The organism is Pseudotabrizicola alkalilacus, from assembly GCF_003443995.1.
GTDB classification, from domain to species: Bacteria; Pseudomonadota; Alphaproteobacteria; order Rhodobacterales; family Rhodobacteraceae; genus Pseudotabrizicola; species Pseudotabrizicola alkalilacus.
On sequence record NZ_QWEY01000003.1, the window covers coordinates 276,260 to 301,228 of the forward strand.

24 protein-coding genes are annotated in these 24,969 nt (G+C 65.4%); 13 read left to right on the plus strand and 11 right to left on the minus strand.

Annotated elements, in window-relative coordinates; translation table 11 throughout:
* Positions 1–57 precede the first annotated feature (57 nt).
* Both D1012_RS08105 and dksA read right to left on the minus strand, forming a co-directional pair.
* Positions 58–1,251: an FAD-dependent monooxygenase gene (locus tag D1012_RS08105; RefSeq protein ID WP_118150913.1), complete on the minus strand. Its 1,194-nt coding sequence runs from the start codon at positions 1,249–1,251 to the stop codon at positions 58–60.
* Positions 1,252–1,347: 96 nt separating this feature from the next.
* Positions 1,348–1,770 carry an RNA polymerase-binding protein DksA gene (gene dksA, locus D1012_RS08110; protein WP_118150915.1) on the minus strand — a complete coding sequence of 141 codons (423 nt, stop codon included), beginning with the start codon at positions 1,768–1,770 and terminating at the stop codon, positions 1,348–1,350.
* A gap of 170 nt (positions 1,771–1,940) precedes the next feature.
* Between dksA and D1012_RS08115 the strand changes: the two genes are divergently transcribed.
* The 8 genes from D1012_RS08115 to D1012_RS22800 all read left to right on the plus strand — a co-directional run bounded on the left by D1012_RS08115 (position 1,941) and on the right by D1012_RS22800 (position 8,292).
* Positions 1,941–2,780, plus strand: a complete 840-nt coding sequence (locus D1012_RS08115) for an AAA family ATPase (protein WP_118150917.1) — start codon at positions 1,941–1,943, stop codon at positions 2,778–2,780.
* Between the two features lie 576 nt (positions 2,781–3,356).
* Complete coding sequence (locus D1012_RS08120; RefSeq protein ID WP_118150919.1) at positions 3,357–4,730, plus strand: DUF2927 domain-containing protein; 1,374 nt, start codon at positions 3,357–3,359, stop codon at positions 4,728–4,730.
* Positions 4,731–4,787: 57 nt separating this feature from the next.
* Positions 4,788–4,955 carry a hypothetical protein gene (locus D1012_RS22795; RefSeq protein WP_199489456.1) on the plus strand — a complete coding sequence of 56 codons (168 nt, stop codon included), beginning with the start codon at positions 4,788–4,790 and terminating at the stop codon, positions 4,953–4,955.
* A gap of 26 nt (positions 4,956–4,981) precedes the next feature.
* Positions 4,982–6,163: a vWA domain-containing protein gene (locus tag D1012_RS08130; RefSeq protein ID WP_118150923.1), complete on the plus strand. Its 1,182-nt coding sequence runs from the start codon at positions 4,982–4,984 to the stop codon at positions 6,161–6,163.
* Entirely contained in the window at positions 6,160–6,519 is a 360-nt protein-coding gene (locus D1012_RS08135) for a hypothetical protein (RefSeq protein ID WP_118150925.1), read from the plus strand. Before D1012_RS08130 ends, D1012_RS08135 begins: the two co-directional genes overlap by 4 nt.
* A complete protein-coding gene (locus D1012_RS08140; protein WP_118150927.1) occupies positions 6,516–7,106 on the plus strand; it encodes a DedA family protein in 591 nt (196 codons plus the stop codon). Before D1012_RS08135 ends, D1012_RS08140 begins: the two co-directional genes overlap by 4 nt.
* A 39-nt stretch (positions 7,107–7,145) precedes the next feature.
* Positions 7,146–7,832 carry a M48 family metallopeptidase gene (locus D1012_RS08145; protein ID WP_118150930.1) on the plus strand — a complete coding sequence of 229 codons (687 nt, stop codon included), beginning with the start codon at positions 7,146–7,148 and terminating at the stop codon, positions 7,830–7,832.
* A gap of 97 nt (positions 7,833–7,929) precedes the next feature.
* Complete coding sequence (locus D1012_RS22800; RefSeq protein ID WP_199489457.1) at positions 7,930–8,292, plus strand: RodZ family helix-turn-helix domain-containing protein; 363 nt, start codon at positions 7,930–7,932, stop codon at positions 8,290–8,292.
* A 21-nt stretch (positions 8,293–8,313) separates the two neighbouring features.
* Here D1012_RS22800 and D1012_RS08155 read toward each other — a convergent pair whose 3' ends face one another.
* The 3 genes from D1012_RS08155 to D1012_RS08165 all read right to left on the minus strand — a co-directional run bounded on the left by D1012_RS08155 (position 8,314) and on the right by D1012_RS08165 (position 10,950).
* Positions 8,314–8,865: an RSP_2648 family PIN domain-containing protein gene (locus D1012_RS08155; RefSeq protein ID WP_118150932.1), complete on the minus strand. Its 552-nt coding sequence runs from the start codon at positions 8,863–8,865 to the stop codon at positions 8,314–8,316.
* Positions 8,866–8,980: 115 nt separating this feature from the next.
* On the minus strand, positions 8,981–10,165 hold the full coding sequence (locus D1012_RS08160; protein ID WP_118151182.1) for an RSP_2647 family RNA methyltransferase: 1,185 nt from the start codon (positions 10,163–10,165) through the stop codon (positions 8,981–8,983).
* 104 nt (positions 10,166–10,269) lie between these two features.
* Complete coding sequence (locus tag D1012_RS08165) at positions 10,270–10,950, minus strand: DUF6778 family protein (RefSeq protein WP_147335641.1); 681 nt, start codon at positions 10,948–10,950, stop codon at positions 10,270–10,272.
* Between the two features lie 147 nt (positions 10,951–11,097).
* On the opposite strand from D1012_RS08165, the gene D1012_RS08170 reads away from it, so the two are divergent.
* The 3 genes from D1012_RS08170 (at position 11,098) to eda (ending at position 14,188) form a co-directional block, all read left to right on the plus strand.
* Complete coding sequence (locus D1012_RS08170; RefSeq protein ID WP_118150935.1) at positions 11,098–11,550, plus strand: NUDIX hydrolase; 453 nt, start codon at positions 11,098–11,100, stop codon at positions 11,548–11,550.
* A gap of 88 nt (positions 11,551–11,638) precedes the next feature.
* Entirely contained in the window at positions 11,639–13,444 is a 1,806-nt protein-coding gene (gene edd, locus D1012_RS08175) for a phosphogluconate dehydratase (RefSeq protein ID WP_118150937.1), read from the plus strand.
* Positions 13,445–13,546: 102 nt separating this feature from the next.
* Positions 13,547–14,188: a bifunctional 4-hydroxy-2-oxoglutarate aldolase/2-dehydro-3-deoxy-phosphogluconate aldolase gene (gene eda / locus D1012_RS08180; protein WP_118150939.1), complete on the plus strand. Its 642-nt coding sequence runs from the start codon at positions 13,547–13,549 to the stop codon at positions 14,186–14,188.
* Between the two features lie 118 nt (positions 14,189–14,306).
* Here eda and D1012_RS08185 read toward each other — a convergent pair whose 3' ends face one another.
* The 4 genes from D1012_RS08185 to D1012_RS08200 all read right to left on the minus strand — a co-directional run bounded on the left by D1012_RS08185 (position 14,307) and on the right by D1012_RS08200 (position 20,178).
* Entirely contained in the window at positions 14,307–14,792 is a 486-nt protein-coding gene (locus D1012_RS08185) for a DUF2383 domain-containing protein (RefSeq protein WP_233517048.1), read from the minus strand.
* Positions 14,793–14,894: 102 nt separating this feature from the next.
* Positions 14,895–16,961 (minus strand): glycogen debranching protein GlgX, encoded by a 2,067-nt coding sequence (glgX, locus tag D1012_RS08190; RefSeq protein WP_118150941.1) that lies wholly within the window; start codon positions 16,959–16,961, stop codon positions 14,895–14,897.
* Positions 16,961–18,223, minus strand: coding sequence for a sugar phosphate nucleotidyltransferase (locus D1012_RS08195; protein WP_118150943.1), 1,263 nt, complete (start codon positions 18,221–18,223; stop codon positions 16,961–16,963). The genes glgX and D1012_RS08195 overlap by 1 nt, the downstream gene beginning before the upstream one ends.
* A gap of 176 nt (positions 18,224–18,399) precedes the next feature.
* Positions 18,400–20,178 (minus strand): SLC13 family permease, encoded by a 1,779-nt coding sequence (locus D1012_RS08200; RefSeq protein ID WP_118151186.1) that lies wholly within the window; start codon positions 20,176–20,178, stop codon positions 18,400–18,402.
* Positions 20,179–20,465: 287 nt separating this feature from the next.
* Between D1012_RS08200 and D1012_RS08205 the strand changes: the two genes are divergently transcribed.
* Positions 20,466–21,443, plus strand: a complete 978-nt coding sequence (locus D1012_RS08205; RefSeq protein ID WP_118150945.1) for a cation diffusion facilitator family transporter — start codon at positions 20,466–20,468, stop codon at positions 21,441–21,443.
* Positions 21,440–21,751, plus strand: coding sequence for an ArsR/SmtB family transcription factor (locus D1012_RS08210; RefSeq protein ID WP_233517049.1), 312 nt, complete (start codon positions 21,440–21,442; stop codon positions 21,749–21,751). The genes D1012_RS08205 and D1012_RS08210 overlap by 4 nt, the downstream gene beginning before the upstream one ends.
* A 108-nt stretch (positions 21,752–21,859) precedes the next feature.
* Here D1012_RS08210 and D1012_RS08215 read toward each other — a convergent pair whose 3' ends face one another.
* Both D1012_RS08215 and glnE read right to left on the minus strand, forming a co-directional pair.
* On the minus strand, positions 21,860–22,129 hold the full coding sequence (locus D1012_RS08215) for a hypothetical protein (protein ID WP_118150947.1): 270 nt from the start codon (positions 22,127–22,129) through the stop codon (positions 21,860–21,862).
* Between the two features lie 16 nt (positions 22,130–22,145).
* Positions 22,146–24,914, minus strand: coding sequence for a bifunctional [glutamate--ammonia ligase]-adenylyl-L-tyrosine phosphorylase/[glutamate--ammonia-ligase] adenylyltransferase (glnE, locus tag D1012_RS08220; RefSeq protein ID WP_118151190.1), 2,769 nt, complete (start codon positions 24,912–24,914; stop codon positions 22,146–22,148).
* Positions 24,915–24,969 lie beyond the last annotated feature (55 nt).

Genomic DNA, 24,969 nt, shown 5'->3' on the forward strand with positions numbered 1-24,969 from the left:
CAGCGCCACCAAATCCCGATGCCCCAAAGAACACGACCCGAAAGCTGCGCAATGGCGTCAGCCAGCGGTCACGTCATGTTTGTATAGCCAGTCAAACCGCTTCAGCGCCGCCCCCGGTGCCACCACTGACCCCAGCCGCAGCCCCAGATGCGCCACCCCGCGCGCAAGCCCCGACAGGTGATAGACCCGCGCATTGGTGTTGGCCGCCGCCACGATCCGCCCGCAACGCGGCGCGCGCGCCGCCTGATAGGCGGCCAGCCCCGCCGCCAGCCCGTCATGCGTTGCCAGCGACTCCGTCAGAACCCAGGCATCCTCCAGCGCCATGCACGCACCTTGCGCCAGAAACGGCAGCGTCGGATGGGCCGCATCGCCCAAAATCACCGCAGCCCCCTGATCCTGCACCGCAAACCAGTGTTTTGCCACCGGATGCCGGAACAGGCCCCAGAGCCAGACATCGTCGACCTGCTCCAGCCAGCCCCGCACGCGCGGCGAAAACCCGGCAAAGGCCAGCTTCATATCCATGGTGTCGTCGCGCAGGCTCCAGCCTTCCTCGACCCAACTGCGCCGTTCTTCGACCGCTACGATATTGCGCATCGTGCCGCCGCGCAGCGGATAGCTGACCAGATGCCGCCCCGGAGCCATATGCACCTCGGCCACATTCTCCACACCCGGAACCTCGGGGATCAGCGCGCGCCAGGCCACCTGATGGGTGAAAAACGGCGCGACCTTGCCGGTCAGCGCCACCCGCACTTTGGAGTGCAAGCCGTCTGCCCCGATCAGCAGCGATGCCTCCCCCATGCCACCTTGCGCATTGCGCCAACCGGGCCACGCGCCCGACAGATCGACCGTCTCGATCTTTTGCAACAGCCGCAACTCCACCCCGGCCTCGCGCGCGCCGGCCAGCAGCAGCGCGATCAGGTCGGCGCGGTGTGCGAAATGGTAGCCGCCCCCCACCTGTTTCCCCGCTGCCCCCGCCACATCCAGCCGCGTCACCAGATCGCCCGACGGCCCGTCGCGCAGCTCTACCGCTACCGCACGGGTCGAGGCCGCCTCCAGCGCCTCGCCCAGCCCCAGCGCACGCAAGACCGCCGCCCCGTTCGGGCTGATCTGCAAGCCGGCCCCCACCTCGCGCACCGCATCGGCCTGTTCCAGCACCGTGACCTGCGCCCCGCGCAAGGCCAGGGCGCGCGCCACCGCCAGCCCCGCCACGCCTGCGCCCAGCACCGTAACGCTTTGCCCGATCAGGCTCATCTGACTTCCTCACCGCAAATGCAAAACGCCGGACCATCGGCCCGGCGTCATTCTTTCGGCCCGCCCGCAAAGGGCCGGGCAAAAACCCCGACGGGCCTATTCTTCGCGATGCACCTTTTCCCGGCGCTCGTGTTTTTCCTGCGCTTCCAGCGTCATCGTCGCAATCGGCCGCGCGTCCAGCCGTTTCAGGCTGATCGGCTCGCCGGTCATCTCGCAATAGCCGAATTCGCCATTGTCGATCCGGCGCAGCGCGGCTTCGATCTTGGAAATCAGCTTGCGCTGACGGTCGCGGGTGCGCAGTTCCAGCGCACGGTCGGTTTCCTCAGACGCGCGGTCTGCCAGATCCGGCACATTGCGCCCGCTTTCGGTCAGATTGCCAAGGGTTTCCGCGCTCTGATCCATCAGCTCCTGCTTCCAGTTGACCAGTTTGCGGCGGAAATATTCCAGCTGCCGGTCATTCATGAAAGGCTCACTCTCGGCGGGGCGGTAATCGTCCGGGAGGAAGGCTTCTGGCTTCATTGCAGCACTCTCCAATGTGTCGGATGGCACCGACAGGTTGGCTTCTGTCATGGCGCACTCCTGTTGGCGCTGCACCTAGCCCGTTTCAATCCGAATGTCACTAGCTGTTGCGCGTTTTTGTGTGGCTGGATAGCGTGCCCGCGACAGAACCAACAAAGGCCACAACCAGAATGACGTTTGTTTCAACCCAGAGTTATGTGGCCACCAAAGACCTCACCGTCGCCGTCAACGCCGCTGTCACGCTGCAGCGCCCGCTCTTGGTCAAGGGCGAGCCGGGCACCGGCAAGACCGAACTGGCGCGGCAGGTCGCGGCGTCGCTGGGGATGGATCTGATCGAATGGCACGTGAAATCAACGACAAAGGCGCAGCAGGGTCTGTATGAATATGATGCCGTCAGCCGGTTGCGCGACAGCCAGCTGGGCGAGGCGCGGGTGCATGATGTGTCAAACTACATCCGCCGGGGCAAGCTGTGGCAGGCCTTTACCGCGCCGCAACGCGTGGTCCTGCTGATCGACGAGGTGGACAAGGCCGATATCGAATTTCCGAACGATCTGTTGCAGGAACTCGACCGGATGGAGTTTCACGTCTACGAGACCGCCGAGACGGTACGCGCCCTGCACCGCCCGGTGGTCATCATCACCTCGAACAACGAAAAGGAACTGCCCGACGCGTTTCTGCGCCGCTGTTTTTTTCACTACATCCGCTTCCCCGACCCCGAGACCCTGCGCGCCATCGTGTCGCTGCACTTTCCGGGGATTAAAGAGGCTCTGCTTACCACCGCGCTCACCCAGTTCTATGAAATCCGCGAGACGCCGGGGCTGAAGAAAAAGCCCTCGACCTCCGAGGTACTCGACTGGCTCAAGCTGCTGCTCGCCGAAGATCTGGCACCCGAAGACTTGCGGCGCGACGCCAAATCGGCGCTGCCACGCCTGCATGGGGCGCTGCTGAAGACCGAACAGGATGTGCAGTTGTTCGAACGCCTCGCCTTTATGGCGCGCGGGAATCGGTAACGCGATTGGTGCCCGCATAGCGCGAATCGGGCATGTTTGCCGTGGTTTAGCCACAGTTCTGCCACAATGACTTCACGAAGCTGCCATTTTTGAAATATTTAGAAATAATATGTGTGGTCGTGCGGGTAGATGCGGTGTTTTCCCCGCATCCCGCCGCCATGGATAGACTCGCCCGACTGACTGAAGATTCACATCATTGACACAGAGCCGCCCCGATGCGGACATTCAAAACCAGTTCACTGGAATTTGTCCGATCCGAGAAAAGGCGCGCCCTGTGGTCACTTGCACCAGCTTCCTGACTGATCCCGCCATCGCCCTGCGCGATGCGGCTCTGTCCGGTTGCGCGCCTTTGAACCGGATCGACGGGGCTTTGCCTGCGGCCATTGCCGCACAGCGGACCCATGCCATCCCACCGCTGGCTGCGCGCGCAAGCGCCGCACCAGACGGAGGGCGGGAATCGGGGGATTCCCGTCACCAGCCGCGTGGCCCTGCTGTCCGGTTCTGCCCGGACAACGGCCACAGAATGAAACCGGGGGCGCGGGTCGCGCCGCCTCGTGCAAAAGAGCTGCCACTCTCATGCGCCTGTTCAAACTTCTCACCGCCCTGGTTCTCAGCACCGGCCTGACCGCCTGCGTTGCACCCCAGGCTGCCGATGTGTCAAAAAGCGTCTTTGACGATCCGGTGTCCCGTCCGGGCGCGCATGCCATGCACGCCTTTGCCTCTGGCCCCGCCATCGGCGTGATGCGCGGCAATGCCGAAATGGCCAATGATTTCCTCGATCTGCATTTCCGCATGGAAAGCGGTCGCGCCCTGCCGGTGATGACCCGGTTCGAGGGGCCGATCACCGTTGCCCTTACCGGTGCGGTTCCCCCCGCCGCGCGATCTGAACTGGCCCGACTGATCACCCGGTTCCGCACCGAGGCCGGGCTGGACATCAGCCAGACCTCTGGCCCCGCCGCGATCACCGTCGACTTCCAGCCCAAATCCGCGCTGCGCCGCGCCGTGCCTTCGGCCGCCTGTTTTGTGGTGCCCAATGTCACCGGCCTTGCCGATTATACCAAAAAGCGCAACACCGCCGCCGTGGACTGGGCCAAGCTGAACCGGCGTGAGCGTATCGCGATCATGGCCCCTGCCGATGCCTCGCCGCAAGAGGTGCGCGACTGCCTGCACGAAGAGCTGGCACAGGCCATGGGTCCGCTCAACGACCTGTTCCGCCTGCCGGATTCCGTTTTCAACGATGACAACTTTCATTCAGTGCTCACCGGCTTTGACATGCTGATGCTGCGCGCCACCTATGCGCCCGAGCTGCGCTCCGGCATGAACGAGGCCGAGGTGGCGGCCCGCCTGCCCGCCATCCTCGCCCGTCTCAACCCGCGCGGTCAGGGCATCGGCGGCAGTGCCAAACAGCTCAGCCCGCGGTCGTGGATTTCCGCAACCGAGGCGTCTTTCGGCGCACGCGGCGGCAACCGGACCGATGCGGCAGAGCGGATGATCAGCATTGCCAAGGCGCAGGGCTGGACCGGCAACCGCATGGCCTTCAGCCTGTTCGCCCGGGGCCGTGCCCTCACCGGCAACAACGCCCCCGCCGCGATCGAGGCCTATACCCAGGCCGCGCGGATCTGGCGCTCTATTCCCGGCGCGCAGATTCAGGCCGCGCATGTTGATATGCAGCTGGGGGCCTTTGCGCTGTCGGCAGGCCAGTTCGATCAGGTGCTGATGCTGACCGACCGTGCCATTCCGGTCGCCCGCAGCCATCAGAATGCGTCCCTGCTCGCCTCCCTGCTCGCCATGCGCGCCGAAGCGCTGGAGGCGACCGGCCGCAGTGCCGAGGCGCGGCCGGTGCGTCTCGACAGTCAGGGCTGGGCGCGCTATGCCTTCGGTTCGGATGCGCAGGTGCGGGCCCGGTTGTCGGATATCTCGACACTGGCCCGGCGCGGCGGGCGGGGATAGAGCGAACAGCTTCCCCACCGGGCGTGCGCGCCCGGCGTGACAGACAAGGGGAAGCTGATGATCGTTCTGGCAGGTTTGGTCTTTGGGGCCGCATTCGGGGCCTATACCGCCAAAAAACGCGGCGGCAACCGGCTCGACATGGCCCAATACGCCGCCGGCTACGCCATCGCCCTGATGCTGCTGGGCCTGTTCGTGACCATCTTCATCGAACGCGCGCTGACCTGATGGTCGCGCGCAGGAAAGCCTGACCGATGTTCCTGCCGTTCTTCGAATGCCTTCGAAAGACCGGCGTGCCGGTCAGTCTGCGCGAGTATCTGGCGTTTCTCGAAGGCATGGCCGCTGGGCTTGCGACCTATGATGTCGATGCGTTCTACTACCTCGCCCGCACGGCGATGGTAAAGGATGAGCGCCACATCGACCGCTTTGACCGTGCCTTTGCCGAGAGCTTCCGGGGGCTGGAACAGATCACCCCCGAACAGGTGCTCGACGCCATCGACCTGCCGCGCGACTGGCTGGAAAAACTGGCCGAAAAACACCTGACCGCCGAAGAACGCGCCGAAATTCAGGCGCTTGGCGGCTTTGATGCGCTGATGGAGACGCTGAAGGCGCGGCTGGCGGAGCAACAGGGCCGGCATCAGGGCGGCAACAAATGGATCGGCACCGCTGGCACCAGCCCGTTCGGCGCGTATGGTTACAACCCCGAAGGCGTGCGCATCGGGCAGGACCAGTCGCGCCACCAGCGGGCGGTCAAGGTCTGGGACAAACGTGAATTCCGCAACCTCGACGACCAGACCGAACTTGGCACCCGCAACATAAAGATCGCCCTGCGCGCCCTGCGCCGCTGGGCCCGTGATGGGGCGGCGCAGGAATTCGACCTCGACGGCACCATCCAGTCCACCGCCCGCACCGGCTGGCTGGATGTGCAGACCCGCCCCGAACGCCGCAACGCCGTCAAGGTGCTGCTCTTTTTCGACATCGGCGGCAGCATGGACCCCTATGTGCGGGTGATGGAGGAGCTGTTCTCTGCCGCCCGGTCCGAGTTCCGCCACCTTGTGCCGTTCTACTTTCACAACTGCCTGTATGAGGGCGTCTGGCGCGACAACGCCCGCCGCTGGGATGCGCAGACTCCGACATGGGACATCCTGCGCAGCTACGGCCCCGAATACCGCTGCCTGTTTGTCGGCGACGCCGCGATGTCTCCTTACGAAATCCTCCACCCCGGCGGCGCGAATGAGCACTGGAACCCGGAGGCAGGCCATGTCTGGCTGGAACGCGCCTGCGCCCAATGGCCGCATCACCTTTGGATCAACCCGGTGCCGGAACCACATTGGCACTACACCCACTCGACCCGCCTGATCGCTGACATCTTTGCCAACCGCATGGTGCCGATGACGGTTGAAGGCCTGACCCGTGGCATAAGGCTGATCCGATGACCCTGCTCCGCCGCCACCCCATCCTCACCATTGGCTTTGCCCTCGCGCTTGCGCTGACGCTGTTCTTTGCGGGCCGTTTTGTGGCACAGGTGGTCTACTGGTCCGACCCGGCACGGCAGGAGCAAGAGGTGCAGGGCTGGATGACCCTGCGCTATGTCGCCAAAAGCTGGCGGCTGCCCCCGCGGGATCTGTATGAGGCCGCAGGCCTGCCCGGCCCGGTCCGCGGCCAGCCGCAGACGTTGGAGCAACTGGCCGAAGACCGTGGTATCCCCCTGCCCCAACTGATCGCCGAGGTTGAGGCTGCCATCGACCGGCTGATCGCGGAGCGCGCCAGCGAAGGGACCGCCGCACCGTGACCGACTGGATGCTCTCTGCCGTGCCGACCTATGGGCCATGGCTGGTGGCGCTGGTCACCTTTTTGTCCTGTATCGGCATCCCGGTGCCGGCCTCGATGCTGATGCTGGCGGCGGGCGGCTTTGCCGCTTCCGACGATCTGGAGGTGTGGCAGGTGGCCCTCGCCGCGCTGTCAGGGGCCGCCATCGGCGACCAGAGCGCCTATTGGGCCGCGCGCAAGGGCGGCGCGCCCTTTGTCGACCGCTTTGCCAAAGGGGCCCGCGCCCAGTTGCTTGACCGCGCCCGCAATCTGGTCGCCAAGCGTGGCACCATCGCGGTGTTCCTCAGCCGCTGGCTGGTCAGCCCGCTCGCGCCCTATGCCAACCTGATCGCCGGGGCCAGCCGCATGACCTGGCTGCCCTTCACCACCGCCGCCGTGGCGGGAGAGCTGGTCTGGGTCGGCGTCTATGTCGGGGCGGGCTACGGCTTTGGCGACAATCTGGAGGCCGCGACAGAATTTGCCGGTTCCATCCTGGGCTTTCTGGCGGCGGGGGCGATTGCCGCAGGTCTGGGCTGGTGGCTCTGGCATCTGGCAAAACGCGGTGACTAGCCCTTTCCCTTTCGCGCCCCCCGCCCCATATTCCACGGCATGATCAAGTTCCTCCCCGTCATCCTCGCCATCGGCTACGCCCTGTTGATGTGGCGGTTTTCGGTGTGGCGCACCGCAAAGATGCTGGATCAGGAAAGTCAGCCGCTGACCGACCCCGCCATCACCCGGCTGGCCGACCGCATGGCGGCAGCGCTCGACATCCCCACGATCAAGGTGAACGTGTATGAGATCGAGGCGGTCAACGGCCTCGCCGCGCCCGACGGCCGCATCTTCCTGACGCGTGGCTTTCTCAACCGCAAGGCACGGGGCGAGGTCAGCGCCGAAGAGCTGGCCGCTGTGATCGCCCATGAGCTGGGCCATGTCGCACTGGGTCACACCCGCCGCCGGATGATCGACTTCACCGGGCAGAACGCGGTGTTCGTGATGCTGTCGGCCTTGCTGAACCGTTTCATCCCGTTTCTGGGCATCTGGATCGCCAACCTGATCTCGACCGCGCTGATGGCCCGCATGTCGCGCCGCGACGAGTTCGAGGCCGATGCCTATGCAAGCGCGCTGCTGGTCAAATCCGGCATCGGCACCGCGCCGCAAAAGTCGCTGTTCCGCAAATTGCAGGCGCTGACCGACAATGCCGGTGCGGGCGTGCCCGCCTGGCTGCTCAGTCACCCCAAAACCGAGGAACGGATCAAGGCCATCGAAGCCGCCGAAATCCGCTGGCAAGCCCGTTGATCTGCAACCGGCAGCCGCACTGACCCGCGTTTTGCGGGAACCCCATCACGACCTTGTGCGTTTACCCTGTGTTCAGACTCAAAATGCAGGAGACCTCATGTCCGCCCCACAAACCAATATCGAAAAGCAAAAGCGCCGCCACCGTGGCCCGCTGGTCGGCATGATCGTCGTGGTGATCGCCGTCGGTCTTGGCTATCTGTGGTGGGTCGGCTACGAAGTTGCCGAAAGCAATCCGCCTCAGGGCTCGCAAACCCAGATTGACGGCCGCACCGGAGAACAGGTGCCGCCAGACGGATCTGTCACGGGCACGACCACGGGCACGACGCCTGAGACGGTCGCCCCCCCGGCTCAGCCCGCGCAGCAAAGCTCGCCCGGCGTTCCGGTTCAGAATGTTGACCCGCTGACCCCCGCAGATGTGCCCGCTGTTGACCCGGTGCCGGAGAGCGCGCCCGCAAACTGACTTACGGTACTTGGGCGCTGCTCACGCCTCAGCCGCGTCCAATGCCTTGGCCAATCGGTTCAGCCGTGCCCGTTTCAACAGGGATTTGCGGCTGAACGCCTCACCCGACAACCGGCAGGCGGTGGCATGAACATCATTCACCACCCGTGCCACCGTTTCGGGCTGATCTGACCACAACTGCCACAGGAACCCGTCGGGATCGCGCCGCTCCACCCCTTCTTCGGCCAGCAGATGCCGTGGGAAATCCACCGCGTTAAAGGTCACGATGCAATCGGCCGAGCCACCGATCGCCACCGCCAGCACATGCACATCATCGGGGTCCGGCAATAACAGCCGCGCCTCGATGTTGGTATGCTCGCGCACCACCGCACCCGGAAACTGTGCGCGCAACAGCGCGGCCTCGCCGGTGGCAATCTCTTGCTGCACCGGCCCCAGCTTGGCCGTCGCCCGCACCCATTCGCGCAGGATCCGCTCTGAAAACAGCGGCATATAGAGTCCCGCCGCTGCACATCCCATCAGGATTTCACGCAGCACCGTTGGATACAGTACACACGCGTCCAGCACCGCCCTCATCGCGCGCGCTCATCGCCCGCGCCCGTTGCCGCAAGGTGTAGGGCGGGGTTCACCCCGCCACCCCCGCCACACGATGACCGCAAGCAAGGGCGCAAAGAGCGGCTTCCCCCGCGCATCAGCCATCCAGCCGGAAGGTCAACGCCTTGAGATAGCCCGATTCCGCCAGTTGCGGCAGCATCGGGTGATCCGGCCCGGCAAAGCCGGTGTGGATCAGCTGCGCCCGCCGCCCGCCGCGCCCGATCCCGCGCCCCGACGCATTGCGGAACGACGACAGGTCAGCGGCATGTGAGCAGGAGCACAGCACCAGATAGCCGCCCGGCGCCACCAGCGGGGCCGCCAACCGCGCAACCCGTTCATAGGCGCGCAACCCCGCCTCCAGCGCCGGTTTGGCGGGGGCAAAGGCGGGCGGATCACAGATCACCAGATCAAACTGCGCGCCCTCGGTCCCTAAAGCCTCCAGCACGTCAAAGGCATCGCCCTGACGGGTGGCAAAGCGGCCCTCGACCCCCATCGCCGCCGCCCCTTGCGACGCCAGGGCAAGCGCAGGCGCAGAGCCATCGACCGCCAAAGCACTCTCGGCCCCGGCAGCAAGGCAGGCCAGCCCAAAACCGCCGACATGGCTGAACAGATCCAGCACCCGTGCGCCGCGTGCCAGACGCGCCGTAAACGCATGGTTCGGCCGCTGGTCATAGAACAGCCCGGTCTTCTGCCCGCCCAAAAGGTCGGCCATATAGAGCGCGCCATTCATCGGCACCGTCACCGGCCCATCGACCGCGCCGCGCACAACCGCAACCTCTTCGGTCAGCCCTTCGAGCACGCGCGAGCGGCCAGAGCCGTTCTTGACCACCGACGTCACCCCGGTCACCGCCACCAAAGCAGCAACCAGCATCTCCAGATGCGCCTCGGCCCAGGCCGCGTTCGGCTGCACCACGGCCACATCGCCGAACCGGTCGATCACCACGCCGGGCAACCCGTCGGCCTCGGCATGCACCAGCCGGTAGAACGGCGCGTCAAACAACCGCGTCCGCATCGCTTCGGCCCGCGCGATCCGCGCCTCGAACCACGCCTGATCAATCACCGCCTCGGGATCACGATCCAGCATCCGGCAGATGATCTTTGATTTCGGGTTGACTGTCACCAGCCCCAGCGCCCGGCGCTCGCCATCCTCCAGCACCGCCAGCGTGCCGGGGGTCAGCCCTTGGGTGCGCCGGTCGGTGACCAGCTCATCACTGTAGACCCAAGGGAAGCCATGGCGGATCGCCCGCGCCTCGGCCTTGGGTTTCAACCGCACCACCGGCATCGCACGGGGAGCATCATCGGAAGCGGAGTCGGGGGCGTCATGCGCAAAGGGAGGGGTCATCATCCCCTCCCTTTACGCTAACTTGATGCTTTGGGAAATGCCCCTCAGCGCAGGGTCACATCACTCGGCTGCGACAGCGCCTGGCTGATCAGCATCGGGTCGGTGACCCGCGCCGACAGCTCTGACCGGATCGCACTGGCCAGCCGCTCGACAACCACCACCCGCTGGGTGCGGCCCATCTGTTCCTCGGCCACCGCCTGCGCGCCCCCGGCTGCCTTGGCATCCGCCGCCACCAGGCGCGGCCCGTCCAGCACCACCCCGGTTTCAGCGTCCCGCACCGTCAGCGTGAAGCGCATCGAATGGGTGCCGCCCACCGTGTAGCGGGTCTTTTCCGTCACCGAATGGAACCGCGTCACCTCGATATCCACCACGACCTTGCGGCCCGTGGTCATGGTAAAGGTGCCCCGGTCCATCGCCTCCTTGAAGATCGACATCACTTGCGCATGGCGGTTGCCCATCGGCTCGCCACGCCAGACGATATCGGCCACCGGATAGAACATGTTGGCTTCCGAGACCTTCAGCTTGCTGGGCACCGAGATGCGGATGTCTTGCACATCATATTGCGCCGCCAGCACCTGCCGCACCTCACCCGCCCCCGGATCGGCCCGGCCTTGGGTCGCCAGCGTCATCTGCACCCGGTCCGACCGCATCACATCCGGCCCGCCGCCCGCACAGGCAGACAGACCCATCACCACGGCCAACATCGGAAAAACAAGCGTCTTCATCACCACATCCTCCGGGGGAGGTCTTTCCCCTTGCCCTGACAGGATTACCGGCCAAACATGGCACGATTGCGCGCGAAATTGTGCAAAAGCGGGGTATTGTGGTGGCGTCCCATTGCACAGACTGCAAACGACACCGTACAAAACGCCATGACCTTCGCGCTCCCCATTCCCTCCATCCGCTTCAAGGCTCTGGGCCTGCACTGGCGCGGCAATCGACTGCTCGCCGCCGAAGTTCCGGATGCCTCCGGCCGCGTAAAGGGGGTGCGACCCCTCGGCGGAACCGTCGAATTCGGCGAAACCGCCCGTGCTGCGCTGATCCGCGAATTTCAGGAGGAACTTGACATCACGGTCGAACCTGTCGGTTCGCCGGTCTTCATCGAGAATATCTTCACCCATGAAGGAACACCCGGCCATGAGATTCTGGCTCTGTTCACCGTGCTTTTCCCAACCGGGGCCTTTGCAGAGGCAGATCGCATTCTCTTTCACGAAGATGACGGAACCACAGGCTTTGCTGAATGGTTTCCCCTCGACACGCTGGATTGGCCCGATGGACCACGGCTCTACCCCGCAGGGCTGAAAGCATATTTGACCCGCGACTGACCCCCAAACACCCATTCGCAAGGGTTGTTAGCGCTAACAAACCCTGCTACACTCCCCTCATCGCAAGCCACAACCCCAAAGGCCCGCTATGACCCTGCACCCCACCATCGCCCGCGTCACTGATCGCATCGTCGAGCGCAGCCATGGCCGCCGGGGCGACTACCTGCGCCAGATGGCCGCTGCTGTGGCGGCTGGCCCGGCGCGCAGCCACCTGACCTGCGGCAATCAGGCCCATGCCTATGCCGCGATGGAGCAGGACAAAGACACCCTTGCCACTACCCGCGCACCGAATATCGGCATCGTCACCGCCTATAATGACATGCTCTCGGCGCATCAGCCGTTCGAGCGTTACCCCGACCTGATCCGCACCGCCGCCCGCGCCGCCGGGGCCACCGCGCAAGTGGCGGGCGGCGTGCCCGCGATGTGCGATGGCGTGACCCAAGGCCAGCCGGGGATGGAGCTGTCGCTGTTCTCCCGCGACGTGATCGCGCTGGCCGCCGGCGTGGCGCTCAGCCACAACACCTTCGACTCCGCCCTCTACCTCGGCGTCTGTGACAAGATCGTGCCGGGTCTGATCATCGCCGCCGCCAGCTTCGGCCATATCCCGGCGGTGTTCGTCCCCGCCGGGCCGATGACCTCCGGCATCCCCAACGATCAGAAATCCGCTGTCCGCAACGCCTGGGCCGAAGGCAAAGCCACGCGCGAAGAGCTGATGGCGGCGGAAATGGCCAGCTATCACGGCGCGGGCACCTGCACCTTTTACGGCACCGCCAACACCAACCAGATGCTGATGGAATTCATGGGCCTGCACCTGCCCGGCTCCAGCTTCGTCAACCCCGGCACGCCCCTGCGGGAGGCGCTGACCACGGCGGCGGTGGAACGCGCGGCCCAGATCACCGCGCTTGGCAATGACTTCCGCCCGGCGGGCGAGATTCTGGATGAACGCGCCTATGTCAACGGCCTCGTCGGGTTGATGGCGACCGGCGGCTCGACAAATCTCGTGCTGCACCTGCCCGCGATGGCCCGCGCGTCGGGCGTGATCCTCGATCTGCAGGATTTCGCCGATCTGTCCGATGTGGTGCCGCTGATGGCCAAGGTCTACCCCAATGGTCTGGCCGATGTGAACCATTTCCACGCCGCCGGGGGGCTGCAATTCCTGATCAACCAGCTGCTGGATGCGGGCCTGTTGCACCCCGATGCCAAGACCATCGCCGGAGACGGGCTGGAGGCCTACCGGCAGGAACCCACGCTCAAGGATGGCAAGCTCGGCTGGCAGGATGGCCCGCGCGAGACCCTCAACGATAAAATCGTGCGCCCCGCCGCTGACCCCTTCGCCACCAGCGGCGGGCTGAAACAACTCTCCGGCAATCTGGGGCGCGGCGTGATCAAGGTCTCTGCCGTCGCGCCGGAACGTCACATCGTGCAAGCCCCGGCCCGGATCTTCCACACGCAAGATGCGGTCAAAGCCGCCTTCAAGGCTGGGGAGTTCACCTCTGACACCATCGTTGTCGTGCGCTTTCAGGGCCCCAGCGCCAATGGCATGCCCGAACTGCACTCGCTGACCCCCACGCTGATGGTGTTGCAGGATCGCGGGCTCAAGGTCGCTCTCGTCACCGATGGCCGCATGTCAGGCGCGTCCGGCAAAGTCCCCGCCGCCATCCACGTCTCGCCCGAGGCGGCCAAGGGCGGCCCGCTCGCCCGTCTGCGCGACGGCGACGTGATCCGGCTTGATGCGGTCGCGGGCACCCTTTCGGTCCTCGCCGACGACTTCGACGCGCGTCCCGCCATCACCGCTGACCTCACGGCCAACAGCCATGGCATCGGGCGCGAACTGTTCAACGTCTTCCGCCAGACCGTCGGCACCTCTGATACCGGCGCGGGCGTGGTGATCTGACCCACGATCCGGTGCAAACCCCTTGCCGCATTTTCTGTCTTCAAATATCCCCGCCGGAGGCTCCCGCACGTTCCGCCTCCCCGCCGCCAAAGGACGCACACCATGACCCCCTCCGAACAATCCGCCCGCGCGCTCGAGGTCTGCCGCCTCGCCCCCGTTGTCCCCGTTCTGGTGATCGACGATCTGGCCCATGCCAAGCCCCTTGCGCAGGCCCTCGTCGCCGGTGGCCTGCCCGCGCTTGAGGTCACCCTGCGCACCGCTTGCGCGCTCGATGCCATCCGCGCCATGGCCGAGGTTCCGGGCGGTGTGGTGGGGGCCGGCACGCTGCTGACCCGAGCCGATGTCAAGGCCGCCAAGGCCGCCGGGGCCACCTTCGGCGTCTCGCCCGGTGCCACCGACGCCCTGCTTGATGCCTGCGCCGAATATGAGCTGCCGCTGCTGCCCGGTGCCGTCACCGCGTCCGAGGTGATGCGCCTGCTGGAAAAGGGCTACACCGTGCAGAAATTCTTCCCCGCCGAACAATCCGGGGGGGCAGCTTTCCTGAAATCAATCGGCTCGCCAATCCCGCAGGTCAGCTTCTGCCCGACCGGCGGCATCAGCCTGAAGAACGCCCATGACTATCTGTCGCTGAAAAACATCCTCTGCGTCGGCGGCTCCTGGGTCGCGCCGAAAGAGGCAATGGCAACAGGCGACTGGGCCGCGATCACCAAACTCGCCGCCGAGGCCCGCGCCCTGCGCGCTTAAGGCGTCCCGCCATTCATCTTGGCAAAAAATACTCCCGCGCGGCGCCTCCGGCACCCGCACAGCAAACCGCCGGGGCCATTCCCTGCCCCGGCGGTTCCGTCATCTCTCCTGACAACAGTCAGTCCAGATGCCGCGTGTCCTGCAGCAGCACCACCAGCTCGTCGCGCATGTCACGCAGCAGGGTCACATCGGCGGGCGGCATGCCGGCAGAGCCGATGGCATCGTCAAACGCCTCCAGCACATAATTTTCGCCGTTGCGGATGCTGTCCATCACATCGGCGTCGATGTCATCGAACAGCGCCCGCAGCGACACCACCGCCTTGTTCACAGTGCCCATGAAGCTGCCATCCGCATCCGGCTCCACGCCATGGCGGATCAGCATCGCAGTCAGCGCGGCATTGTGGCGGTCGTGGATCGCGCGATAGCGCTCTGCGACCGGGCGGAACTCCGGTTCGGCCTTGTCCACCATCGTCACATAGCCCGCCAGCGCATCCGCCGTCCGGCGTTGCAGCGCCAGCAGCGCATCGGCGGCATCCGGGGCCGCTTCGGGTGAATCGCTTGCCTCGGTATCAAGCATCATTGCGGCTGTGGTCGGGGTCAGCATGGAAACTCCTTTCATGAAAGGGTCCGGGGGGTAATCCGGCATTCAGGTGGCCGCCACAGGCGGCCTCTGCAGTATCAACGCAGCCCTGCCCCAATAGTTCCTCTATCCACCCGCGCTTTCGACCAGCACCAGCACCGCCTGACCCGCAGCGGTGATCTCACCCTGCATCACCTCCGGCGCAGTCTCGCCCTCGTCGGCACTGCACAGCCGCCGCAGCCACGCACCTTCGGGAAGCACGAACCCGGCATCATCCCCGGCGTTCAGGATCACCAGCACATCTGCGCGCGCGGCCCGGCGCAGCAGCAGGCCAAGCGGCCCCTCCTGTTCCCAGTCGCCGTCCGCCATCTCGCGCCCGTCGGCATGCAGCCAGACCGCCTCATCCGCCACACCGTCGCCATCGCCTGCCCCGGCGGCAAAGCGCCGGTTGGCCAGACCCAGCTCCTGCCGCAACGCGATCATCTGTGCCGTGGACCGGGTCAGCCCCGCATCGGCCCCCGGCCAGTCGATCCAGGCCAGCTCATTGTCCTGACAATAGGCGTTGTTGTTGCCGTGCTGGCTGTTGCCCATCTCGTCGCCCGCCAGGATCATCGGCACGCCCTGCGACATCATCAGCGAGGCCAGCAACGCCCGCGCCCGCCGTGCCCGGCCATGCAGAATGCCCGCATCCTCGGTCGGCCCTTCGGCGCCCATGTTGTGCGACAGGTTGTTGTCATGGCCATCGGCATTGCCCTCGCCATTGGCCTCATTGTGCTTCTGGTCATAAGACAGACAGTCCCACAGCGTGAACCCGTCATGCGCCGCCAGAAAATTGACCGAGGTGGTCGCAGGACGGCGCGAATGATGGAACTGCACCGGCGAACCCAGCAGCCGCTGCGATACCGACCCGCGCACGCCGCCATCGCGCCGCCAGAAGCTGCGCAGATCATCGCGCGCCTTGTCGTTCCATTCGCGGAACGGCCACGGGAATCCGCCGACCTGATAGCCGCCCTCGCCGATATCCCAAGGCTCGGCGATCAGTTTGACATGGGCCAGCACCGGGTCTTGCCGGATCGCCGCAAAGAACGAACCTTCGCGTTCGAACCCGGCACTTTCGCGGCCCAGGGTGGAGGCAAGGTCAAAGCGGAACCCGTCGACATGCATGACCTGCACCCAATAGCGCAGGCTGTCGAGCACCATCCTGAGCACCATCGGATGCGCCACGTTCAGCGTATTGCCGCAGCCGGTGGTGTCAAAGCTGTGGCGCGGGTTTTCCGGCGACAACAGGTAATAAGACGCGTTGTCGATCCCCCGGAACGACAGGGTCGGCCCCATTTCGTTGCCTTCGGCGGTGTGGTTGTAAACCACATCCAGCAAAACCTCGATGCCCGCCTCATGAAACCGGCGGATCGCATCCTTGATTTCCGACAATTGCCCGGTCTTTAGATAGGGTGCATTGGGCGCAAAGAACGACAGGGTGTTATAGCCCCAGTAATTCGACAGCCCCTGTTCCAGCAAATGCCGGTCCTGCACAAAGGATTGCACCGGCAACAGCTCTATTGCCGTGATCCCCAGTGCCTTCAGATGGTCGATCACCGGGGGTGACGCCAGACCGGCAAAGGTGCCGCGATCGGCCTGCACCACCCCGTCATGCCGCATGGTCAGACCTTTGACATGTGCTTCATAGATCACCGTCTCTTCCCATGGCCGCAGCAAAGCGCGGTCTGCCGACCAGTCATAGGCCGGGTCCACCACGCGCGCTTTCGGCATGAACGCGGCAGAATCGCGCACATCAAAGCTCAGATCATCGGTGCCGATCTCATAGCCGAACAGGCTGTCATCCCAGTCGAGCACCCCGGTCAGCTGTCGCGCATAGGGGTCGAGCAGCAACTTGTTGGCGTTGAACCGATGCCCCTCTTCGGGGGCATAGGCCCCATGCACGCGGTAGCCGTAGGCCTGCCCCGGAGCCAGACCGGGCAGATAGCCATACCAGATCCCGCCCTCCATCTCGGGCAGATCCAGCCGTGCCGTCTCGGTCACACCATCCTCGTCGAACAGGCACAGCTGCACCCGCTCGGCATGGTCGGAAAACAGCGCAAAATTCACGCCATCGCCGTCATACTCTGCCCCCAGAACCGAAGGCCGGGCCGAGGCGCGGTCAAATGCCAATCCCTTTGGGGCCACCTTCAGCATCACGACACCGCCTGCTGAAACAGGCCGCGACCGATGCCCCGGTCGCGGCGGTGCATCCGGGCCGCCCGGCGCGACAGCATCTGAGTGGTCACCAATGTGGTGCCCGCCGCCGTCACCCGGAACCAGCGCGCGTCTTCAACCGGGTCTTCCCCCACCACCAGCCCTTCGGGCAGGGTCACCCCCGGCGCGATCAGCGCCCGTGTCAACCGGCAGCCCGGCGACAGCCGCGCGCCATCCATCAGCACCGACGCCTCCATCATGCCCCAGCTTGCCTGTCCCGTCCGGTTGCGCAGCGGCGCAAACAGCCGCAATCCGCCAACCGAGGTGGACATGCCAAACCGCGACAGCGCCGGGGTCATCTCGCCCAGATCGGGCGCGGGCAAGGCGCAGGGCGCATCGCCGGTCTCAAACTGCAGCCATGTCTCGCGCAGCGCATCCAGCGTGCCGACATCGCGCCAGAACACCGGATGACCGACCGCCTGTTCCCAGTTCCAGACATGCGCCTCACCGGCCCGGACCGCGCGCGGCAGGATATCATGGCCGAAATCATGGCTGCTGTTTTCTGATGCCGCATCCTCGGCCAGCATCTGCCGCAGCCAGCGCCAGTCACAGATATAAATCCCCATGCTGGCCAAGGCATGTTCCGGGTCATTCGGTAGGGTCGGCGGAATATCGGGCTTTTCCACAAAATCCGTCACCATCCCGGTGCCACTGGCGGTGATGACGCCAAAGCCGCGCGCCTCATACCGGTCCACCACCTTGGCGGCGAGCGTGACCTTGGCTTCCGAGGCGCGATGCGCCGCGATCAGGGGGCGATAATCCATTTCATAAACATGATCCGCCGACAGGATCAGCACCTCTCGCGGCCCGAGCGCATCAATCTGCGCCGCATTTTTCCAGACCGCATCCGCCGTACCAAAATAGCCGGGCTGTGCCGCTGTCATATCGGCGCCATCCGCGCCACGCCGCAGGATCAGCCCCGCCGCCCCGATCCGCCCCGACCAGGCCGACTCCAGATGCGCCTCCAGCGTCTCGGGCCGGTACTGGCTGGCCACGATCACCCGGTTCAGACCCGACCGCACGATGTTTTCCATGGTGAAATCCACGATCCGTCGCCGCCGCACAAACGGCAGCGCCGGTTTACAGGCCCGGTCGGTCAGCTCATACAGCCGCGACCCGCGCCCCCCGGCCAGCAGGATTGCAACAGGCGCGCCTTCGGTCGCCAGAACAGGCTCATTCACATCAGACACAAGATCGGCCATTTTGCGGAACTCCGGGGCAGAAGAGTGGGAAAGGGGCACGAGCGCAGGCTGCGCGCATCGGTCCGTGCGGACATCTGCACCACAACGCTGCACCCCCCTGCAAGGTTGCATCAAATCTGCACCCGATCACAAATTTACCCGGCCCCACCGGCCATAAGCAAACTCAGGCGCGCGCCCTATAATGGCCAGAACAGCAGGATCGCAGGCACCCCCACCGCCGTCACGATCACCTCCAGCGGCAACCCCATCCGCCAATAGTCCGAAAACCGGTACGACCCCGGCCCCAGCACGATGGTATTGTTCTGATGCCCGATCGGCGTCAGAAACGCGCAGGATGCCGCAATCGCCACCGCCATCAGGTAAGAATCCGGGTTGGTCCCCGTCGCCTCGGCCAGCCGGATGCCCACCGGCACCGCCAGAATGGCGGTCGCATTGTTGTTCAGCACATCCGAGATGAACATCGTCGATACCATCAGAACCGTCAGTCCGACCCAAGGCGGTAGCCCCGCCGTCGCTGTCGCCAGCGCCTCGGCCACCAGACCCGAGGCCCCGGTGGTGTCCATCGCCACCCCCAACGGGATCAGCGAGGCCAGCAGCACGATCACCGGCCAGTCGATATGCTCGTACAGCTCCTCCACCCCCAGCACCCGCGCCAGCACATAGCCGATCACCACCGCGCCCAAAGCCACCGGCATCGTGACCAGCCCCAGACTGACCGCCGCAATCGCAAGCGCAAACATCACCACCGCTGCCACCGCGCGCCGCTCCATCGTGACCGACTCGCGCCGGCTCAGCGGCAGCAGATGCAGCGCATCGGCAATCGCATCGGCCTGCGTCTCGGGGATCAGCACCAGCAGGATATCCCCCGCCAGAATCCGCGTGTCGCGCAGATTGTCGTGCAGGGTCCGGTCCCGCCGCAAAATCCCCAGCAGCACCGAGTCATGATCGACCGCGAGCCGCGCCTGCCGCGCCGTGCGCCCGACGATGCGCGAGGTATTGGTGACCACGAACTCTGCCATCACCTCGCCCGCCAGCGAGATCCGGGGCGCATCCGCCGCCAGCCCGTCGGGATAGGACAGCTTCAGTTCCACCCGCACCTCTTCCAGCAGGGTCGGCGACGCCTCGATCAGCAGAATATCCCCGACCTCCAGCACAATACCGCCGGGTGCGCCATACACCCGCCGCCCCCGCCGCTTCACCGCGATCAGGCTTGCCCCCAGCTTTTCGCAGGCGGCAATCAACTCTGCCTTGGTCTGGCCGATGCTGTCCGACTCGTCCGGCACCACCAGCTCGGCCACATAATCGCGCATCCGCGCTTCGGCATCCTCGGCCACCGGGCCGTCTTCACGCTGCGGCACCAGCCGCCAGCCGACAAAGGCCACAAACAGCAGCCCCGCAACCGCCACGATCCCGCCCGCATAGGCAAAGTCGAAAAACCCGAACGGCTCCCCCAGCGCCTCGCGCCGGAAGCTCGACACGATCAGGTTGGGCGGCGTCCCGATCAACGTCAGCATCCCGCCCAGAATGGTGGCAAAGGCCAGCGCCATCAGCGTCAGCCCGGCCCCGCGCCCCGCTTTGCGCGCCGTCGCCACATCCACCGGCATCAGCAGCGCCAGCGCGGTGACATTGTTCATCACCGCAGACAACAGCGCCCCCACCACGCCCAGCCGCAGCACATGCAAGGAAACCGGCAGATCCGGGTTCGCCAACACCCGCGCCAGCGCATTGATCGCCCCGGTGCGGATCAAACCGGCAGACACGACCAACACCAGTGCCACCGTGATCACCGCCGGATGCGCAAAGCCCGAAAACGTCTCCTCCACCGGCACCAGCCCCAGCAGCGTGCCGACGATCACCCCGCCAAAGGCCACAATATCGTGCCGCAACTTCCCCCAGATCATCAGCCCGACGATTCCCGCGAACAGCGCAAACAGCAAAATCTGGGGTTGGGTCAATTTGGAAACTCCAATCAGGTACAGATCAACGTAGTGGGTGAGTGGCAGTTCCGGCAACACCACCATCACCTTGCGAATAAACTGACCTTTCAGACATACAGCCCGTCGCTTTGGCAAAGACCAGCCCAAATGCCCCAGCCAAGCCGCGCAGCGCACGACAAGGGCGGCCCCGCAGCTGCCCGACAAAAGCTGCCACGTGTTCCACATTTTCGTGCCGCACCCCGCCTCAGATGGTTGACCTTAATACATGAACATGTATTGATATGTTTACTTACAGAGGAAAGCCCATGTCACACGCACACCACGACCACGATCATTCCCACAGCCCGACTGTCACCAACGCCAATGAGCGCAAGGTTCTGCTGTCGTTTGTCCTGATCTTTGGGTTCATGCTGGTCGAAGTGGTGGGCGGCCTCCTGTCCGGCTCGCTCGCGCTTCTGGCCGATGCAGGCCATATGCTGACCGATGCCGCGGCCCTTGCGCTCGCCTATGCCGCGTTTCGCTTCGGTCGCCGCGCTGCCGACAGCAAACGCACCTTTGGCTATCTGCGGTTCGAGGTGATTGCCGGCTTCGTGAATGCCCTCACCCTGTTCGCCATCGTCGCATGGATCTTTTACGAGGCTGTCGAGCGGTTCCGCCAGCCGGGCGAGATTCTGGCCGGCCCGATGTTGCTGGTCGCCACCGCAGGGTTGCTGGTCAACCTGCTCGTGCTCTGGATCATGACACGCGGCGAGACGGAGCACGTGAACATCAAGGGCGCGATCCTGCATGTGATGGGCGACCTGCTCGGCTCTGTCGGCGCAATCGCCGCCGCGATCATCATCTCCCTCACCGGATGGACCCCGATCGACCCGATCCTGTCTGTCGTCGTCGCTGTGCTGATCCTGCGCAGCGCGTGGAAGCTGCTGGCAACATCCATCCACATCCTGCTCGAAGGCGCACCCGCCGATGCAGACCCGGAGGAGATCGTAACAAAGCTGCTCACATCGGTGCCGGATCTTGCCGCAGTTCACCATATCCATGTCTGGCAGATCACCTCGGGCCGCACGATGGCAACACTGAACGTGCGCCCCGCAGATGATATCCACGCAAAAGCGGTGTCGCGCAGGGTCGAAACGCTTCTGAAGTCAGAATTTGGTATCGAACATGTGACCGTTGCGATTGATTGGAACGACGAAATCAACCAAGAGTGCAGCTTGCAGCCCGCGCGGCATGACCATCACGGGCATGATCATGGGCACCATCACAAAGGGCACGCACATTGACGGCCACCGTCCCGGCACTGACACCCGATCAACTGTCGCTGGTCGCCGAAGCCTTCAAGCTTCTGGGCGACCCGACGCGATTGCGGATTGTGATGCACTGTCTGGACGGCCCGAAATCTGTCGGCGACATTGCCCAGAACCTGGACCTGTCGCAAACGCTGGTCAGCCATCATTTGCGCCTGCTGCGCAGCGCGCGGTTGCTGCGGGCCGAACGGCAATCGCGCCACATCTTCTATCATATTTCCGACCACCACATCAGTCACATGATTCTGGATCTCGCCGAACATGTGATCGAGGAAAACGACTGACACCTGTTTGCCAACGCCGCCACACCTTAAAAATGCGTTAATCCCGCACAGTCAACCCACTGATAAAAAACACTTCTTCACTTTGTAACACAGGGGGAACCCACCCCATCACACCCCCATCCGTGCCGCCCGTCCGCCCTTCCGGCGCGGCGGTTCCGGCCGGACCAGCGCCTCGGTCAGCACCCGGCTCATCGGATGCTCCGGTGCGGCCAGCGCGTATTCAGCCAGCACCGCCCGCAGTGCCTCGTCGACCTCCACCCCCGGCTGCAGGCTCAGCGCCCAGTCGATAAAGATCGAGCGGCATTCCGGCCCGCTGATCCCGTCGATCCGGTAGCTCTCCCGCACCAGACCCTTGGGGTCCGCCTCATCCATCCGCATCACACGCCTCCCCAATCTACCCCTCCATCAGCCCCGAGATCACCCGGTCCGCAAGCGCCGTCACCGTCTCCAGCCGCGCTGTCAACGCCTCGGCACTGGTCTCGCCGGTCTCGCGCAGCAGGAACGCCCGCCCGCCGATCCCCAGATCCTCCATCACCAGCGGCCCCTCGGTCAAAAGACGGGTGCCGCATTGCAGCCGCCAGAGCAACCTGTAGGCATCCAGCAGCGCCGTCTGATCCGGTTGCGACACCCCAGCCGCCGCCCCCGCCCCGATCTGCCGCTCCACCCCGCGCGCCGGACTGCCGCCGAGCAGCGCCAGCATCTGCGCGCACAGCTCCACATCCATCAGGCGGCCCGCGCCATTCTTGGCCTCCCAGCTGCCCTTGGCAGGCTTGGCCGCCTGCAACCGCTCGCGCATGGCGGCAACATCGGCCCGCACCGTATCGCCCTTGCCCTTGCGCGCCAGCAGGTCGCGGCGGAATGCCTCCACCTCTGCCGCCAGCTCCGGCTCCCCCGCCAGCACCCGCGCGCGGGTCAGCGCCAGATGCTCCCAGGTCCAGGCCTCATCTTCCTGATAGCCGGTGAAGCTCTGCCAGCCGGTCGCCACCGGCCCCTGCCGCCCCGAGGGGCGCAGCCGCATATCCACCTCATAGAGCCGCCCCTCCGGCATCTGTGCGGTCAGCGCCGTCACCATGCCTTGCGTCAGGCGGGCATAATAGGGCCGCGTGGCAAGCGGTTTCGGCCCGGTGGAGTCCTCCACCCCCGCCGCATCATAGATCATGATCAGGTCCAGATCCGACCCGGCATTGAGCCGCTGCGCCCCCATCGACCCCATGCCGATCAGCACCGCCCCCCGCCCCGGCATCGGCCCGTGCTTGCGGGCAAACTCGGCCGTCACCACCGGCCAGAGCGCGCCCACCACCGCATCAGCCAGATCGGCATAGGCCTTGCCCGCCTCGAACGCGTCTTTGAGGCCACGCAGATGGTGCACCCCGACCCGAAAGTGCCACTCCTTCATCCAGCGCCGGGCCGTATCGAGCTTCTTTTCGTAATCCGCCACCTCGCCCAGCACCCGCGCCAGATCGGCGCGCAGCGCCGCCGTCCCCGGCCAGGCGGTCCAGAAACTGCCGCCGATCACCGCATCCAGCACGCCCGCGTTGCGCGACAGATGCCGCGCCAGTGACGGCGAGGTGCCGGCAATATCGATGATCAGCTCGATCAGCGTCGGATTGGAATCAAACAGCGAAAAGATCTGCACGCCCGCTGGCAGACCAGCCAGAAACCCATCCAGAGCGCGCAGCGCCTCGTCCGGGTTGGCCGCGCGGTGCAACTGCTTCAGAAGTTGGGGCCGCAGCCGCCGGAAAATCGCCTGCGCCCGCTCCGAGCGCAGCGCCGGGTAGTGAATCCAGCCCGACACGATCTTGCCCGCCGCCTCTGACAACTCCGGCCCGGTCTCGGCCTCACCGGGGGCAAAGAACGCATCGGTCAGCGTATCGACGCGCGCAATCCGCTCCAGCAGGCCGGCGCGGAAAGCGGCGTCGTCTTCGCCGCAAAACGCCGCAATCCGCGCCACCCCCTCTGCCGTCACCGGCATGTCATGGGTCTGGGCGTCACCCACCATTTGCAGGCGGTGCTCCAGCTCACGGTGCGCGCGGTAAAGCGTGGCCAGCTCCGCCGCCACATCCGGCGGCACCCAGCCCTTTTCCGCCAGCACCGCAAGCCCGCCCACCGTGGTCCGGTCTCGCAGATCGGGGTCGCGCCCGCCCGCGATCAGCTGCCTTGTCTGGGTGAAAAACTCGATCTCGCGGATGCCGCCCTGCCCCAGCTTCATGTTGTGGCCCTCGACCGTGACCCGGCCGTTCAGCCCGCGATGCTCGCGGATGCGCAGCCGCATGTCATGCGCGTCCTGAATGGCGGCAAAATCCAGATGCTTGCGCCAGACAAAGGGGGTCAGGGTTTTCAGAAACCGCTCCCCCGCCGCCAGATCGCCGCCACAGGGCCGCGCCTTGATATAGGCCGCCCGCTCCCAGGTCCGGCCGACGCTTTCATAATAGCTCTCCGCCGCCGCCATCGACAGGCAAACCGGCGTGACGCTTGCATCGGGGCGCAGCCGCAGATCGGTGCGGAACACGTAGCCCTCGCCGGTCAGATCCGACAACAGCGCCGTCATCTTGCGGGTGACGCGGATAAACGTCGCCCGCGCCTCCTGCTCCACCCCCGGATAGCGGCTCTCGTCAAACAGGCAGATCAGGTCGATGTCGGAGGAATAGTTCAGCTCCCCCGCGCCCATCTTGCCCATGGCAAGGCTGACCATGCCCGCCGCCGTCTCGGCATCCTCCGCCGTCGCGCCGGGGATCTTGCCGCGCCGGATCTCCTCGGCCACCAGCCGCACCATCGCCAGATGCACCGCCCGGTCCGCCAGCCCGGTCAGAGCCGCCGTCACCGCTTCCAGCGGCCAGACCCCGCCCAAATCACACAGAGCCGTCAGCAGCGCAATCCGGCGCTTGGCCTGACGCAGGCCCGCGCCCAGCCCGTCCAAAGCCAAAGCCTCGATCCGGGCAAATTCCGCGTCCAGCGCCGCCTCCGGCCCCTGCCCAAGCGCGTGGCGCAACCAGTCCGCCTCCCGCGTCATCAAGCTCTTGAGATAGGGGCTGCATCCAGCCGCGCCGGCCATCAGTCCGGCCACCTCCGGCCCCAGATCGGCAAACGCGACCCGCACCTCATCGCCGGAGCTGCGGTCATAGGGATGCGGAGAGCGGGTCAGCCGTGCTGAGAAATCGGTCATCATGTCCGCAGCTTTGACCAAGGATGCGGGCAGGGTCAATTCCTGACGCACATCA

Bases quoted from the DNA above. Each gene is read 5' to 3' on its own strand.
- D1012_RS08105 (WP_118150913.1), bottom strand. From the start codon at position 1,251: ATGAGCCTGATCGGGCAAAGCGTTACGGTGCTGGGCGCAGGCGTGGCG.
- dksA (WP_118150915.1), bottom strand. From the start codon at position 1,770: ATGAAGCCAGAAGCCTTCCTCCCGGACGATTACCGCCCCGCCGAGAGT.
- D1012_RS08115 (WP_118150917.1), top strand. From the start codon at position 1,941: ATGACGTTTGTTTCAACCCAGAGTTATGTGGCCACCAAAGACCTCACC.
- D1012_RS08120 (WP_118150919.1), top strand. From the start codon at position 3,357: ATGCGCCTGTTCAAACTTCTCACCGCCCTGGTTCTCAGCACCGGCCTG.
- D1012_RS22795 (WP_199489456.1), top strand. From the start codon at position 4,788: ATGATCGTTCTGGCAGGTTTGGTCTTTGGGGCCGCATTCGGGGCCTAT.
- D1012_RS08130 (WP_118150923.1), top strand. From the start codon at position 4,982: ATGTTCCTGCCGTTCTTCGAATGCCTTCGAAAGACCGGCGTGCCGGTC.
- D1012_RS08135 (WP_118150925.1), top strand. From the start codon at position 6,160: ATGACCCTGCTCCGCCGCCACCCCATCCTCACCATTGGCTTTGCCCTC.
- D1012_RS08145 (WP_118150930.1), top strand. From the start codon at position 7,146: ATGATCAAGTTCCTCCCCGTCATCCTCGCCATCGGCTACGCCCTGTTG.
- D1012_RS22800 (WP_199489457.1), top strand. From the start codon at position 7,930: ATGTCCGCCCCACAAACCAATATCGAAAAGCAAAAGCGCCGCCACCGT.
- D1012_RS08155 (WP_118150932.1), bottom strand. From the start codon at position 8,865: ATGAGGGCGGTGCTGGACGCGTGTGTACTGTATCCAACGGTGCTGCGT.
- D1012_RS08160 (WP_118151182.1), bottom strand. From the start codon at position 10,165: ATGCCGGTGGTGCGGTTGAAACCCAAGGCCGAGGCGCGGGCGATCCGC.
- D1012_RS08165 (WP_147335641.1), bottom strand. From the start codon at position 10,950: ATGAAGACGCTTGTTTTTCCGATGTTGGCCGTGGTGATGGGTCTGTCT.
- D1012_RS08170 (WP_118150935.1), top strand. From the start codon at position 11,098: ATGACCTTCGCGCTCCCCATTCCCTCCATCCGCTTCAAGGCTCTGGGC.
- edd (WP_118150937.1), top strand. From the start codon at position 11,639: ATGACCCTGCACCCCACCATCGCCCGCGTCACTGATCGCATCGTCGAG.
- eda (WP_118150939.1), top strand. From the start codon at position 13,547: ATGACCCCCTCCGAACAATCCGCCCGCGCGCTCGAGGTCTGCCGCCTC.
- D1012_RS08185 (WP_233517048.1), bottom strand. From the start codon at position 14,792: ATGCTGACCCCGACCACAGCCGCAATGATGCTTGATACCGAGGCAAGC.
- glgX (WP_118150941.1), bottom strand. From the start codon at position 16,961: ATGCTGAAGGTGGCCCCAAAGGGATTGGCATTTGACCGCGCCTCGGCC.
- D1012_RS08195 (WP_118150943.1), bottom strand. From the start codon at position 18,223: ATGGCCGATCTTGTGTCTGATGTGAATGAGCCTGTTCTGGCGACCGAA.
- D1012_RS08205 (WP_118150945.1), top strand. From the start codon at position 20,466: ATGTCACACGCACACCACGACCACGATCATTCCCACAGCCCGACTGTC.
- D1012_RS08215 (WP_118150947.1), bottom strand. From the start codon at position 22,129: ATGCGGATGGATGAGGCGGACCCCAAGGGTCTGGTGCGGGAGAGCTAC.
- glnE (WP_118151190.1), bottom strand. From the start codon at position 24,914: ATGACCGATTTCTCAGCACGGCTGACCCGCTCTCCGCATCCCTATGAC.